General features: G+C 58.6%; 15 protein-coding genes. 6 read left to right on the top strand and 9 right to left on the bottom strand.

Annotated features, from left to right (window positions below; all coding sequences use genetic code 11):
• Window positions 1-59: 59 nt before the first annotated feature.
• The 3 genes from ACI77H_RS00180 to ACI77H_RS00170 form a co-directional block, all read right to left on the bottom strand.
• Window positions 60-1,586, bottom strand: coding sequence for a SulP family inorganic anion transporter (locus tag ACI77H_RS00180; RefSeq protein WP_407009825.1), 1,527 nt, complete (start codon window positions 1,584-1,586; stop codon window positions 60-62).
• A 90-nt stretch (window positions 1,587-1,676) separates the two neighbouring features.
• A complete protein-coding gene (locus ACI77H_RS00175; protein ID WP_407009824.1) occupies window positions 1,677-2,408 on the bottom strand; it encodes a carbonic anhydrase in 732 nt (243 codons plus the stop codon).
• Between the two features lie 244 nt (window positions 2,409-2,652).
• Window positions 2,653-3,711, bottom strand: a complete 1,059-nt coding sequence (locus ACI77H_RS00170) for a PA0069 family radical SAM protein (RefSeq protein ID WP_407009823.1) — start codon at window positions 3,709-3,711, stop codon at window positions 2,653-2,655.
• Between the two features lie 231 nt (window positions 3,712-3,942).
• Between ACI77H_RS00170 and ACI77H_RS00165 the strand changes: the two genes are divergently transcribed.
• Window positions 3,943-4,248, top strand: coding sequence for a hypothetical protein (locus tag ACI77H_RS00165; protein WP_407009822.1), 306 nt, complete (start codon window positions 3,943-3,945; stop codon window positions 4,246-4,248).
• A gap of 200 nt (window positions 4,249-4,448) precedes the next feature.
• A complete protein-coding gene (locus ACI77H_RS00160; protein ID WP_407009821.1) occupies window positions 4,449-5,090 on the top strand; it encodes a dual specificity protein phosphatase family protein in 642 nt (213 codons plus the stop codon).
• Between the two features lie 8 nt (window positions 5,091-5,098).
• Here the strand turns inward: ACI77H_RS00160 and ACI77H_RS00155 are convergent, their stop codons facing one another.
• The 3 genes from ACI77H_RS00155 to prlC all read right to left on the bottom strand — a co-directional run bounded on the left by ACI77H_RS00155 (window position 5,099) and on the right by prlC (window position 9,616).
• Complete coding sequence (locus ACI77H_RS00155) at window positions 5,099-7,138, bottom strand: M3 family metallopeptidase (protein WP_407009820.1); 2,040 nt, start codon at window positions 7,136-7,138, stop codon at window positions 5,099-5,101.
• Window positions 7,139-7,253: 115 nt separating this feature from the next.
• Window positions 7,254-7,541: a YheV family putative zinc ribbon protein gene (locus ACI77H_RS00150; protein WP_407009819.1), complete on the bottom strand. Its 288-nt coding sequence runs from the start codon at window positions 7,539-7,541 to the stop codon at window positions 7,254-7,256.
• Window positions 7,538-9,616 (bottom strand): oligopeptidase A, encoded by a 2,079-nt coding sequence (gene prlC / locus ACI77H_RS00145; protein ID WP_407009818.1) that lies wholly within the window; start codon window positions 9,614-9,616, stop codon window positions 7,538-7,540. The genes ACI77H_RS00150 and prlC overlap by 4 nt, the downstream gene beginning before the upstream one ends.
• A 62-nt stretch (window positions 9,617-9,678) precedes the next feature.
• Here prlC and ACI77H_RS00140 point away from each other — a divergent pair, with 62 nt between their 5' ends.
• Both ACI77H_RS00140 and ACI77H_RS00135 read left to right on the top strand, forming a co-directional pair.
• Entirely contained in the window at window positions 9,679-10,224 is a 546-nt protein-coding gene (locus ACI77H_RS00140; protein WP_407009817.1) for a gamma carbonic anhydrase family protein, read from the top strand.
• A gap of 27 nt (window positions 10,225-10,251) precedes the next feature.
• Window positions 10,252-10,902 (top strand): HAD family hydrolase, encoded by a 651-nt coding sequence (locus ACI77H_RS00135; protein WP_407009816.1) that lies wholly within the window; start codon window positions 10,252-10,254, stop codon window positions 10,900-10,902.
• Window positions 10,903-10,995: 93 nt separating this feature from the next.
• On the opposite strand, the gene ACI77H_RS00130 is transcribed toward ACI77H_RS00135, so the two are convergent.
• Window positions 10,996-12,087, bottom strand: a complete 1,092-nt coding sequence (locus tag ACI77H_RS00130) for an aminopeptidase (protein WP_407009815.1) — start codon at window positions 12,085-12,087, stop codon at window positions 10,996-10,998.
• Between the two features lie 60 nt (window positions 12,088-12,147).
• Between ACI77H_RS00130 and ACI77H_RS00125 the strand changes: the two genes are divergently transcribed.
• The gene (locus ACI77H_RS00125) at window positions 12,148-12,570 is read left to right on the top strand and encodes a hypothetical protein (RefSeq protein ID WP_407009814.1); all 423 of its coding nucleotides are present in this window, start codon (window positions 12,148-12,150) and stop codon (window positions 12,568-12,570) included.
• 40 nt (window positions 12,571-12,610) lie between these two features.
• Window positions 12,611-13,033, top strand: a complete 423-nt coding sequence (locus ACI77H_RS00120) for a hypothetical protein (RefSeq protein WP_407009813.1) — start codon at window positions 12,611-12,613, stop codon at window positions 13,031-13,033.
• Between the two features lie 6 nt (window positions 13,034-13,039).
• On the opposite strand, the gene ACI77H_RS00115 is transcribed toward ACI77H_RS00120, so the two are convergent.
• On the bottom strand, window positions 13,040-13,279 hold the full coding sequence (locus ACI77H_RS00115) for a DUF1161 domain-containing protein (RefSeq protein ID WP_407009812.1): 240 nt from the start codon (window positions 13,277-13,279) through the stop codon (window positions 13,040-13,042).
• Between the two features lie 149 nt (window positions 13,280-13,428).
• Entirely contained in the window at window positions 13,429-13,857 is a 429-nt protein-coding gene (locus tag ACI77H_RS00110; RefSeq protein WP_407009811.1) for an OsmC family protein, read from the bottom strand.
• Window positions 13,858-13,973: the final 116 nt, after the last annotated feature.

Raw genomic sequence — 13,973 nt, 5'->3', positions numbered from 1 at the left:
TTGGAATCGACACCATCCCCTGTGGGAGCGAGCAGGCTCGCTCCCACATTGTTGGTGTTTTATGCCGTAGAACCTACTCCGGTGGTCGTCCGCAACCGTCCCTCCAGCCTGCGCTTCAACCCCCGCGCTTCAATCAACAGCGTCGAACCCTTGGCCGCATTGGCCCGCGCCCATTCCTCCAGCAACTCCAGGCACGAATGATCGATGTAGCTCAGGTTATTGAGCGGCACATGCACCGTCGCGCCGGCGGGAATGGTCCCCAGCACCTGAGTCAGCGCCGGCACCTTGAGAAAGGTCGCGGCCCCGATCAGTCGCAGCTCCATTTCACCGTCCTTGGGCAGATCGATCAGACTGATCTTCAACCGCGAGGCTTTCCACGCCAGTTTGGCCAGGGTCAGGCCGAAGCCGATCAGGACGCCGGTCAACAGGTCGGTGAAGATGATCGCCAGCGCTGTCGCCGCGTAAGTGAACATCGGCATCCGGCCGTATCGGCCCAGACTGCGGAAGGCTTTCAGGTCCACCAATTTGAAACCGGTGTAAACCAGCACACCCGCCAGGCTTGCCACGGGAATGCTTTGCAGCACGCTCGACAGCAGCAACACGAACGCCAGCAACCACAGGCCGTGGAAGATCGTCGACATTCGTGTGGTGGCGCCGGCCTGAACGTTGGCCGAACTGCGCACGATCACGCCGGTCATCGGCAACGCACCGAGCAAGCCGCAGAGCATGTTGCCGACACCTTGAGCCGACAATTCCCGGTCAAAGTCCGAGCGTTGGCCGCTGTGCATGCGGTCTACCGCTGCGGCCGAGAGCAAGGTTTCGGCGCTGGCGATGAAGGCCACGGCGAAGGCGGCGATCAGTAAGGTCGGGTCTGCGAGGTTGAGCAAGTCTGCCGGTTTCAGCCAATCGATGGCTTCCGCCAGATTGGCCGGGACTTCCACCCGTTTGACCCGCAACGCGAGCATCAGGCTGGCGACAGTCGCCAGGCCTACACCCAATAGCGCTCCCGGAATGAAGCGCAGGGAATGTGGACGGAGTTTTTCCCACAACCACATCACCGCTATCGTCGCGAGCCCGAGCAAACCAGCCTGCCATCCAAAAGACGGCAAGGCTTGCGCCACGGCAGCGGGGAAGGCCGCCAGGTTATCCAGCCCGGAAGGTTTCGGCACTGAGTCGAGCATCACATGCACCTGCGACAACACGATCAGCACGCCAATCCCGGCCAGCATGCCGTAAACCACCGCAGGCGCCGTCACCCGAAACCAGCAGCCGAGCTTCAATCGTCCGGCGACCAGTTGCAGGAACCCCGCCAGCAGCAGGATAGGCCCGAGCATGGCGATGCCATGCTGGCGCACCAGTTCGAACACCAGAACGGCCAGACCTGCCGCCGGACCACTGACTTGCAGGGGCGACCCCGCGATCCAGCCGACTACCAGACCACCGATGATCCCGGTGATCAGACCTTTGGCGGGTGGCAGGCCCGAGGCAATGGCGATGCCCATGCACAACGGCAGGGCGACCAGAAACACCACCACGGAAGCGAGCAGCTCCCGTGGCAGAACAGCTTTGAGTTGCGCAGCACGCATGTTGATTCTCCCGAAGTTTTCTTCAGGCATGGCGAGGCCGGGCCGCTGAAACAGCGGCCGGGCTCAAACCACACAGATTTTTAGGAAGATTTAGAAGCGCGCTTTGGGCGTCGCCACCGGAGTCGGATGGCTGCCATCGAGCGGCAGGAAACGACTCTGATCGGCGTCATAAGCTTTGATTGCGCTGGTTTCGATGTCATAGACCCAGCCATGGATGAACAGATGACCGTTCGCCATGCGCGAGGCGACCGAGGGATGAGTACGCAAGTGCTGCAATTGGGCGATGACATTCTCTTCGGTGAGGATGTGCATTGTTTCGTTTTCGTCGGCGCAGTTGCAGTTGTCATGCACCATGGTTTTCGCGACTTCCGCATGCCGCAGCCAGGCTTTGACCGTGGGCATTTTTTCCAGGCTGTCGGGATTGAGCACCGCACGCATCGCGCCACAATCGGAGTGGCCGCAGATGATGATGTGTTGCACGCCCAGCGCCAGCACCGCGTACTCGATGGCGGTGGAAACGCCACCGTTCATTTGACCGTAAGGCGGTACAACGTTGCCCACATTGCGGGTCACGAACAGATCGCCAGGTGAACTGTGGGTGATCAGTTCGGGCACGATGCGCGAGTCGGCGCAGGTAATGAACATCGCCCTTGGCTGTTGAGCGGTGGCGAGTTTCTTGAAGAGCTCTTCCTGCTGCGGAAAGATCTCATGATGAAAATGCAAAAAGCCGTCAACGATATGCTTCAACGCTGCATCGGCGGTTTCCGCTTCGGGCTGGGCGGAAGCCGATGCAGCCAACGGCTGTTTATCCTTGTCACTCATGAATTCATCCTCATTGGCGGAGTCAGGGAATTTTCCCGTTTTGTCCGGTGTGAAGCCAGTGGCTGTTAAAAAAACATCCGGGCGGTAAATCTCGACCCGTCAGTCACTCGATGAACAAGGTAGCGGTCGAAACTTAACTCAAACTGAATGAACCGCTCTAGAACGTGTGTTCCAGATCACAAAAAACGTGACCAGCCTAAGTGCGCCGCACGTTTCTCACTACTAAACCTTAGGCCAATTGTCCTCAAATCAGCGACATCTGGCGACCCGGCGGACAAAAGGCTTCGCAATCCAGATTGAAACCTTCCCGCTGATTGAGCCCCAGGCGCTTGATGGTTTTGGCAAAGCGTTGCGCCAGCAGGTCGGCAAATGGACCTTCGCCGCGCATCCGGCTGCCAAACCGGCTGTCGTAGAGCTCGCCACCGCGGCTCTGGCGGATCAGGCTCAACACATGGGCTGCCCGTTGGGGGTAGTGGGCCGCCAGCCATTCTTCGAACAACGGCGCCACTTCCAGTGGCAGGCGCAGCATCATGTACGCAGCACTCTGCGCACCCGCCGCATGCGCTTCAGTCAGCAGGCTTTCGAGTTCGCTGTCGTTGATCATCGGAATCATCGGCGAACACAGCACGCCTACCGGAATCCCGGCTTCACGCAGCACCCGGATCGCGCGCAATCGAGCCTTGGGCGCAGCGGCGCGAGGTTCGAGGATGCGTTTGAGTTCATCGTCCAGGCTGGTCAGGCTGATCATCACCGCCACCAGCCTTTGCTCGGCGAGTTCGGCCAGCAGGTCCAGGTCGCGAAGAATCAGCGAGCCCTTGGTGATGATGGTCACCGGGTGGCGGTAACGCAGCAGCACCTCCAGGGTTTTGCGGGTGATCTTGTGTTCGCGTTCGATCGGCTGGTACGGATCGGTATTGGAGCCCAGGTTGATCGGCGCACATTGATAGCCGCGTTTGGACAACTGTTCTTCCAGCACATCGGCGGCGTTGGTCTTGGCAATCAGCCTGGTTTCGAAATCCAGCCCCGGCGACATGTCCCAATAGGCGTGGCTGGGCCGTGCGTAGCAATAAATGCAGCCGTGCTCGCAACCGCGATAGGGATTGATCGAGCGATCGAAGGGCAAGTCCGGCGAGCTATTGCGGGTGATGATGGTTTTAGCGGTCTCGATGCGCACCTCGGTGCCCTGGGTCATCGGAGCCTCCTGATACCAGCCATCGTCCTGTGCCACCGAGCGGTTTGGCGCAAAGCGGTTGTGCGGGTTGGTGGCGGTGCCGCGGCCGCGGGGTGGCAAGGGAATACTCATCGGACGATACTCGTAGCTGTATGTGCATACAGTATCGAACGTTGAGCCCGCCGGCCAGTGCCGTTCGGCGCTCTGGCAAAACAGGACAACCATTTGCTGTGTAATTGACCGATAAGTACAACTTGGCGCAACGCCGGGAAACATATATCGAATAGCCCCTTCGCTAACTTGATAAGTACTATTCGCTTCGCACGTAGTTGCGTGTACTTACTCATTAAAGGGAATTAATAAATGTCGTTATTTAATCAACGCGGTATCTTTTTACAATTGCTCGCGCCGAGCATTGCCAATCCACGGGAGGCCCAGGTGTCGATGCAACTTGCTCGCAAGGAGTTGGGGTGGGATCCGGTGAATGAGCTGTCTACGGAGGCTTTGGTGGACTCTGTCTACGTGATGGCGTCCTCAAATGATGGTGGCCGGTCTTTCAATATCAAAGCAGTCAATAGCGATGTGGACGGTGACGGCGATATCGACAGTTATGATAAGGATAAACTGTTGGCTTTGGCAAAAGCGTATTCCAGCATCGTCAATCCTTAAATCAAGTTATCAACTAAGCCTGTGTGAAATTTTATGCAGGTTTAGTTGTAAGTCGGCATGAAGAACTGTCATGCATGGTTGATAAATCGTTTGCCAACGGACTGATTCACAATTCTTTGACAGACGGCTCACAGGTCTTTGACTGATCAGGGCGCAATCTGGCCTCGTCATCCCGCCTCTTCAGCATACGGTCGCCGAGCATGTCCCTACGCCTTATCCCTGTGATGTGCCTGTCGTTGCTCGCATTCCTCAACCTGACGTTCGCCCACGCTGACGACGCGGGCGCACCCCGTCCTGCGGAGTGGGCTCAATCGGTCGAGGTGCAGTACAACCTCTTCCAGATGTCTCCAACCCTCTACCGCAGTGCATTACCCGACCGCGGGGCCGTGCCGTTGCTGGAAAAACTCAAGGTCGCCACCGTGATCAACTTCCTGCCCGAGTCGGACTCAAGCTGGCTGGCCACGCCCGGTATCGAACAGGTGCAGTTGCCCTATCGCACCAATCATGTGGATGACGCAGATGTACTCAAGGCCCTTCGCACCATTCAGGCCGCCGAAGCCAAAGGCCCGGTGTTGATGCACTGCAAACATGGTTCGGACCGGACTGGCCTGATGGCCGCCATGTACCGGGTGGTCGTGCAGGGCTGGAGCAAGGAAGACGCCCTGAGTGAGATGACTCAAGGTGGCTTTGGCGACAGTACCCACTTCAAGGACGGTGTTCGTTACATGATGCAGGCCGATGTCGAGAAGCTGCGCACTGCGCTGGCTAACGGGGATTGCAGCACGAGTCCATTTGCGGCCTGCTCGATGAAGAGCTGGTTCAAATCGGCCCACGTCCAATAAACATCGCATCAGTGCATTGCGGATGTCGGTGCCGTCGGGAAAAAACCTTCGCCGATCGGCCGTCCGAGGAAGTCTTCAAGCGCCGTCAGCAAAGAACGCGAATCGCCTGGCGAGAAAAACGTTTCGCGAAAGGCCCGTCCCGTTTGGGCGTTGAAGATCCAGTCCCGCTGAAACCGTTTGAAGGCTTCGCTAGCCAACACCCCTGACCATTTGTAGGCGTAAACCGAGGCCCCGTAACCGGTCACCATGTAGTCAAAGCTATTGGCCAAGCGGCAATAGGACGGCAGTTGCAAGTGCGGAACCACTTGCTGCACGTCGTCAAATACCTGCTGGATGCTACGGCCATCACCTTGGCAGCGATGAAGCTCGAAGTCGAACAGAGCGCTCAACAACAGTTGTGCAGTCTGCCAACTGTTCTGGGATTGAATGGCCGCCAGCGCCGCATCGACGCGTTCTTCGCTCAGACGCTCGCCCGTCTGATAGTGAGCGGCGAGCCACAGTAAAAACTCCCGCGACAGGCACCACAGTTCGAACAGCTGCCCCGCGAACTCTCCGCTGTCGCGTCCCAGCTGGGAAATGCCGGAAAGGGTGTAGTGGGGTGAGCGCGTCAGAACATGCTGCAAACAATGGCCGAACTCATGGAAAAGAACACGCAGGTCCTGGTGCACGAGGAGGCAGGGTTGATCAGCGATCCCTGGCGTGAAGTTGCCAAAGAGAATGGCCATTGGCAGCGTCAACTGACCTTCGGCATTCACTCGCCGGGTTCTCGGCGTCGCGGTCCAGGCATAGTCCGCAGCCTCCTCCCGGTGAAAAGGATCGAGGTAGATAGGCCCGATCACTTGCCCATGCTCACTGATTTCAAACAGGCGCACACTGTCGTGCCAGCGGTCGAACACCTTCTGCTCGATGATCTGAATTCCGAACATGCGTTCGCAGAAGAGGCAAAGCCTCAGCAACGTTCCGTCCAGAGGAAAATAGACCTTCAGGTTTTTCAAGGCGCCGTTGTGCTGGTGCTGGCGCCATTGTTCGGCGAGAAACTCCTGGTCCCAGGGTTGGACCTGCTCGATGCTGTGCTCCGAAGCAAAAGCCTTGAGCACCTGTGCATCCTTCTCGAAGTCTGGCGTTGCCAGCGCTGCTTGCCGTCGCAGAAAGCCGTCGACTTGTGCGGTTGACTCGGCCATTTCCGTTTCCAGACTGAGTTGGGCGAAGTTTTCGTAACCGAGCAAGCGGGCTTTCTGGTGCCGCCGGGACAGCAGCAACTCCAGTACCGGACCATTATCGAATTGTCCGGCGTGAGGGCCTTGATCGGAAGCGCGAGTGGTGTAGGCCACGAAGTATTCTTCGCGCAGGGCTCGATCTACGGCGCGGGTCATGACGTGCTGGTAGGTGTTCTGGTCCAGGCGCATGAGCCAGCCGTCATGTCCGGCCTGTTGCGCGTTGAGCGCGAGGCGATCCTTTTCCGCCCCGGACAACCCCCTAAGCCGTTCGACATTGTCGATTCGCTTGGTCCAGGCCGCGGTGGCGCTCTGAAGTTGGGTCAAAAACAGGCTTTGGAGTGCGCTGATGTCCAGGTTGATGCGGGCCATTTGCGGCTGTTGCTCGACAGGCAAGTCGACGCCCGACAAGCGAAACCTGCGCAAAATCTTGTTCAGAGCCGCTTTGCGAGGTTCGTCGAAATTTATCGCGACCGAGCCTTGAGCCAGCCGTTGGTATGCCCGGTACAGTGCCTTATTGCTCCGCAGGTCGGACTTGAAAAGCGCCACGGCATTGCTGCACCGGGTACTCGCCTGGTCCCAGGCATTGTCCTGTTTGACCGTGCTGAGGATTTCGATGATGGCCATGGCTTCATCTACCCGTGCATTCGTTTCATCGACGGCCAGCACCAGGTCATCCCAGGTCGGGAGCATGGCTTGGGACTTGATGATGTCGGTCAGGGCCTGACGATTGTCAGCAATGATGGTTTCGATGGCCGGCACCAGATGCTCGGCGCGGACCTGCGACCAGGGCGGCAGGTAATGGGACTGTAGAAGCGGATTGGTGTTGGGCATGGCGTCTTCCTTGAACAACGTGGCTGGTTTCGATCAGCCTACAAAGGAAGCGCGGGGGAAAGGTGGTAGATAGTTACCACCTTCCACTCGTTCAGGAGTGGAAGGTGGCTATGACTCAGTGCTGCTCGTCAGGCTTTTTCTTCAGCTTCGGGTTCGGGAAAAACTGCACAGCCTGAACCTTGGCGTCCGGCACCTTCAGCGCCGACGTGTTGACCCGTGTGCCCAATTCCTTGGGCACGGACAGGCCTTGTTCATTCAGCGTGTCGGAATAACCGCAGGCCACGCACTCGCGATGTGGGACCTCGTCTTCGTTCCACATCATCAACTTGTCCGGCTCGCTGCACGCCGGGCAGACCGCCCCGGCGATAAAGCGTTTTTTCGTCTTCACAGGCGCCTCGCTCATGCTGCTGCGTCCTCACTCAGGCCGCTGTGGCGCAAGAGTGCGTCAATCGACGGGGCACGGCCACGGAAGTCGACGAACAGCACCATCGGCTCCTGCGAACCACCGCGCGCGAGGATCGCTTCGCGGAAGGCGCGACCGGTTTCGGCATTGAGCACGCCGTCCTCTTCGAATTTCGAGAAGGCGTCTGCCGAGAGTACTTCAGCCCATTTGTAGCTGTAGTAACCCGCCGCATATCCGCCGGCGAAAATGTGCGCGAAGCTGTTCGGGAAGCGGTTGTAAGCCGGAGGGCGCATGACCGAGACCTCGTCGCGTATACCTTCGAGCACTTGCAGCACGCTGCGGCCGTCACCGTGGGTGGCGTGCAGTTCGAAGTCGAACAGCGAGAATTCCAGTTGGCGCACCATCATCAGGCCGGACTGGAAATTTTTCGCGGCGAGCATCTTGCCCAGCAGGTCCTGAGGCAGCGGCTCGCCGGTTTCGTAGTGACCGGAGATCAGCGCCAGACCTTCCGGCTCCCAGCACCAGTTTTCCATGAACTGACTTGGCAGCTCGACCGCATCCCAGGCCACGCCGTTGATGCCGGAGACGCCCGCGTGTTCGACGCGGGTCAGCAGGTGATGCAGGCCATGACCGAATTCGTGGAACAGGGTGGTCACTTCATCGTGGGTCAACAGCGCCGGTTTGCCGCTGTCGGCCGGGGTGAAATTGCACACCAGATTGGCCACGGGGCTTTGCAACACACCCTCAGCCGTACGACGACGGTCGCGGGCGCCGTCCATCCACGCGCCGCCGCGCTTGTTGGCGCGGGCGTAGAGGTCGAAGAAGAAGCGGCCGACATGCTGGCCATTTTCCTTGATCTCGAACAGGCGAACGTCGGGGTGCCAGGTGTCGAAGCCTTTCTGCTCGGCGATTTCGATGCCGTACAGACGTTGCACGATGGCGAACAGACCGCCCAGCACTTTATCGATCGGGAAGTAAGCGCGCAGGGCTTCCTGAGCAACGCTGTAACGTTGTTCGCGGAGTTTTTCGCCGTAGAAACCACTGTCCCAGCTTTGCAGGTCCGGGCAGCCCTGTTCGGCGGCGTAGGCCTTGAACTGTTGCAGATCCTGAGCGGCGAACGGCTTGCTGCGCTTGGCCAGATCGCGCAGGAAACTCAGTACCTGATCGCTGGATTCGGCCATCTTGGTGGCCAGGCTCAGCTCCGAGAAGCTGGCGAAACCCAACAGTTTTGCCAGCTCCTGGCGCAGGTCGAGGATTTCTTCCATCACCGGGCCGTTGTCGTTCTGACCGGCATTCGGGCCTTGGTCCGACGCACGGGTGCAGTAGGCGGCGTAGACTTCTTCGCGCAGGGCACGGTCGTGGGCGTAGGTCATCACCGCGTAGTAGCTCGGGAATTCCAGGGTGATCAGGAAGCCTTCCAGACCTTTGGCCTGGGCTGCTGCAGCCATTTGCGCCTTGGCCGAATCAGTCAGGCCGGCGAGGGCGGCTTCGTCGGTAACGTGCTTGGTCCAGGCTTGAGTCGAGTCGAGCAATTGGTTGGAGAAGCGGCTGCCCAATTCGGATAGCTTGCTTTGCACTTCGGCGTAGCGCTTCTGCTCGGCTTCAGGCAGGTCGATACCCGACAGACGGAAGTCACGCAGGGCGTGTTCCAGGATAGTTTTTTGCGCGACGTCGAATCCGCCGGCTTCCGGGCTGTTGGCAAGGGCCTCGAAGGCCTCGAACAGTTCGCGGTTCTGGCCCAGTTCGGTGGAATAGGCGCTGAGCGCTGGCAGGCAGGACTCGTAGGCCTCACGCAATTCGGCGCTGTTGCACACGGCATTCAGGTGACTGACCGGGCTCCAGGCGGCGCCGAGGCGATCGTTGAGTTCGTCCATTGCCAGCACCAGGCCAGTCCAGGTCGGTTGTTTGCCCTGGGTTTTGAGGATCTCGATAATGGCGGCGCGGTTGTCAGCCAGGATCTGTTCAATGGCCGGTTGCACGTGTTCGGCCCGGATCGCCGAGAACGGCGGCAGGTCGTAGGACTGCAAAAGAGGGTTGTTCACGCTCACGTTTGGCACCTTGGCTGGAAGAAACATGCGGCCATCTTAATTACAATCGACGCTCACCGCAGCTATCGGCAACAGAGAGAATCCCTATCGTGACCCTTCGCAAGTATCAGAACCACACGCCGCTGCTGGGCAAAGGCGCTTTTGTCGACCGTTCGGCGGTGGTGATCGGCGACGTTGAAATCGGCGATGACAGCTCCGTTTGGCCGCTGACGGTGATCCGCGGCGACATGCACCGCATCCGCATCGGTGCGCGCACCAGCGTGCAGGACGGCTGTGTGCTGCACATCACCCATGCCGGGCCGTTCAACCCCGATGGCTTTCCGTTGCTGATCGGCGACGACGTGACCATCGCACATAAAGTCATGCTCCATGGCTGCAGCGTGGGCAGCCGAGTGCTGATCGGCATGGGCAGCATCGTCATGGACGGTGCGGTGGTCGCGGATGATGTAATCATCGGCGCCGGCAGCCTGGTGCCGCCGGGTAAGCGCCTGGACAGTGGTTTTCTGTATGTCGGGAGTCCGGTGAAACAAATCCGCCCGCTGACGGACAAGGAAACAGCTTTCTTCACCTACAGTGCGGCGAATTACGTGAAGCTCAAGGACCTGCATCTGGCTGAAGGCTACGATCAGCTCTGACTCCGGCGCTCTTATTCAGGATTCAACATGCATTACCAAACCGTTTTGTTCGACCTTGATGGCACCTTGACCGACCCGCGTGAAGGCATCACCCGCTCGATCCAGTTTGCCTTGAGCAAACTCGGTATCGAAGAGCCCGACCTGACCAAGCTCGAACACTTCATCGGCCCACCGTTGTTGCAGGCGTTCATGCAGTTCTACGACTTTGACGAACCGAAGGCGTGGGAGGCCGTGAATTTCTATCGCGAGCGCTTCAAGGTCACCGGCCTCTATGAAAACCGCGTGTTCGACGGCGTCACACCGCTGCTCGAAACCCTTTGCGGGCAAGGGCGGCAGCTGTATATCGCGACGTCCAAGCCATGGGTTTTCGCGACGGAAATCGCCCGGCACTTCGACTTCGCCAAACACTTCAAGGTGATTTACGGCAGCGAGCTGGATGGCACGCGGACCAATAAGGTCGAGTTGATCGCCCACCTGATGGCCGAAGAAGGCCTGGACCCGGCCAACACCCTGATGATCGGCGACCGTAAACACGACCTGATCGGCGCGCGCAGCAATGGGCTGGATGCGGCAGCGGTGGGTTATGGTTTTGGCAGCCGCGAAGAGCTGAGTGCCGAGGCGCCAACCTATCATTTTGAAACGCTCGATGAGCTGCATCAGGCGTTTTTACGGCGCTAGCAAGTACGCCTTCGCGGGCAAGCCCGCTCCCACAGTGGATTTGCGACATACGGAGATCCCTGTGGGAGCGGGCTTGCCCGCGAAGAGGTCGGTTCAATCACCGGAGATTTTCGATTGCGCTAACACGTTCAACGCCACTTTTCGTGCTCCGGCCGGTAACGCACCAAGCCTCTCCACCGCCGCATAAAACGCCACCCAGTCACCGCCCGTCTGCCTGAACAACGCCGCAAACGCTGGCACCCATTGGTCATACAACCCAAACGGCAACAGCCGGGCATTGTTCATCGGCGCGTTGATCCACGCGTCGTAGCGTTTATCTCCGGCCCACTGGCTGTCGCGTATCTGCCGGTATTCGGCTCGTAATCGCTCGAATTCTGCTGCTTTGCGTTGGCGCATCTGTTCGGCGGGTAGCGACTGAACATAAAGCCGTTCAAGCCGCGAGCGCGTAGCCAGAACCAACTCAATAAACTGATCCCGATGCTGCGCCTGGGCGCCATTGTCCGGCGCCAACCCACGATGGGCACGCCACTGGCGAGTGCCTTCCTGCTCCACGAACGTGGCGAAAGATTCGTTGAACTGGGTGTCGTCCTTCACATACACGCGCTGGTGTGCCAGTTCATGGAAGATCAGCGTGGCTAACCGCTCATCGCCCCAACCCGTCATCGAACTGATAATCGGATCATTGAACCAGCCGAGCGTCGAATAGGCCTCGACGCCGCCGATCGACACGTCCATACCTTGCAGTCGCAGCAACGCTGCCTCGCCACGGGCGGAGCTCTGGTTGTAATAGCCGCGGTAGGCGACACAACCGGCGACGGGAAAGCAGTGGTTTTGCGGCGTCAGGGAAAATTCCGGCGTGGCGAAGACGTTCCAGACTACAAACGGTCGGCCAATGTCGGCATACAAACGGTAGCTCTGGTTATCCGGGAGATGCAGTTGCTGGCTGGCGAACGTTCGTGCCTTCTGCGACTGGGCCAGATGTGCGCGCAGCTTTTGATCGCGGGCAGGGTCGGCAATCACCTCCGCAACCGGCTCCCGAGCCCGCAGCAATTGCAGCTGACCACTGGCCAATTGGCTGTAATAGCTGACGCTGGCGCAACCGTTGAGCAACAAAAACAACATGCCCGGAAACAAAACGCGCAAAACGCGATCAAGTAACCCAAGGCTTGGAAGCGGCCTGATCAAAATAAAAACATCCCTGGAGAGTCTGCCCGCAAGACTATCCCGCCTGACTGGAGCTCCGCTATGCGCAAGATGATGCTGACGGGAGGCCTGTTGATGCTGACAGGTTGTGCAGGATTCGGATTACCCCACCATGATCCGGCTCAAGCGTGGATCGATCTCGATACACCGCAGCAAGACACCGCGTTGCAAGCGCTGGAAGTCGATGACAAAGCCTCCACCGACAAGCGCTATTTCGAGGTCCAGCCCGGCAGCCATGAATTGACGGTGCGTTATCAATTCCCGGTCGAGCCGAGCAACATCGGGCCGGACGCCGAGCCGTTATGGCGCGATTGCCAACTGAATGTGAAATTCAACAGCTTCAACGCGGGTGAGAAATATCAGCTGCAAGCAGGGAATATCGGTTTTCGGCCGTGGGCCAAGCTCTATGACCAACAGCGAAAGGTGATAGGCCAAGGCACACCGGCAGGCTGTCAACGCACCTGATCGGCGCTATGCTGAATAATCAATCATCGGGACATTCATCATGCGCAGGTTTTTGCTATTGCTCGCGGCAGGTGCCTTTGCCGGTTGCCAGAGCCCTTTACCGGCGGTCAATCCGCAGATGGCCTGGATCGAATTCTCCACGCCATTCCCCAACGATAAGTTGCTGATGGCGGAACGACTGGACAATCAGCGATTGCGCGATGGGCGTTTCTTCCAGGTGACGCCCGGCAGTCATGAGCTGATCGTCCGTTTCGACTTTGAAGTGCCCGGTGGCGGGGGCTTGGGTGTGATAAATAATCCTACGGTACGGCTGTGCTACCTGACCATCAACTACGATCATTTCGAAGCAGGCCAGCGTTATGTGCTGGAAGGCCGTTCGATCGCGTTCACTCCCGGCGCCCGGCTGTATAACGCCAAGCGGGAAATCGTCGCGGAAGACCGAGAGTCCAATTGCCTCATGTGAGGCGAATCAGCGGTCGTTCTTCTGGTAAATGATGGCTTTTCTACCGTAGTCGCACGTGCCGACGACCATCGCGGCGTCATGCTTGTCGGCCTCTTCCTTCGAAACAATCTCCAGCGTGTAGGAGGGCACGGCATTCGCCTGAATCTTGACTTCGATCTCGTTCTTCAGTTCTTCGCAATCCTTGGGCGCTGCAAACGCCGAAGTGGCCAGTGCACCGCAGATAATCGCCAGGGCAAAACGTTTCATGGTTGAAGCTCCTTTGAGGCAGCACGCTGGTTGATGCGTTTTCGCTGCTGTCATTTATTCGACCACAGGGACGCCAGCCGGGTTTTGTTTCAGCGCAAAAAAAACGCAGCCCGTCGAAGGCTGCGGTTTTTTTGCTCTACAAGACGGCTCTAGACCAGCGTCGCCTCCAGACTGATCTTCGCATTTAGCACTTTGGACACCGGGCAGCCTTCTTTGGCCTTATTGCTCAGTTCCTCGAACTGCGCTTGGGTCGCCCCAGGGATTTTCGCCTTGAGGATCAACTTCACCGCAGTGATCGAAAACCCGCCGTCTACCTGGTCCAGTGTGACTTCGGCATTCGTGTCGATGCTGTCAGCCTTGAGTCCGGCGTCGCCGAGAATCATCGAAAACGCCATGGAGAAACAGCCGGCGTGGGCCGCGCCGATCAGCTCTTCCGGATTGGTGCCTTTACCACCTTCGAAGCGGGCCTTGAAACCGTAGGGCGCTTCTCTGAGCACACCGGTTTCGGTGGAAATCGAGCCGATACCGGTTTTCAGATCACCTTCCCAATGCGCCGATGCTTTCTTGGTAATAGCCATGTCTGCCTCCTCAGGATCCGGCGCGAAGCGTCGCGCCTTCGTAGTTTTCGGTTGCTAGGGTTCTGAGGATAGACGGCGGTGCAAAGTTCACCCGATCTCATTTGTCCTAGCGTTTT

Source organism: Pseudomonas sp. O230, from assembly GCF_045447035.1.
Lineage (GTDB): Bacteria > Pseudomonadota > Gammaproteobacteria > Pseudomonadales > Pseudomonadaceae > Aquipseudomonas.
Note: the sequence above shows the minus strand (reverse complement) of the source record. Positions and strands in the feature narration are given on the sequence as shown.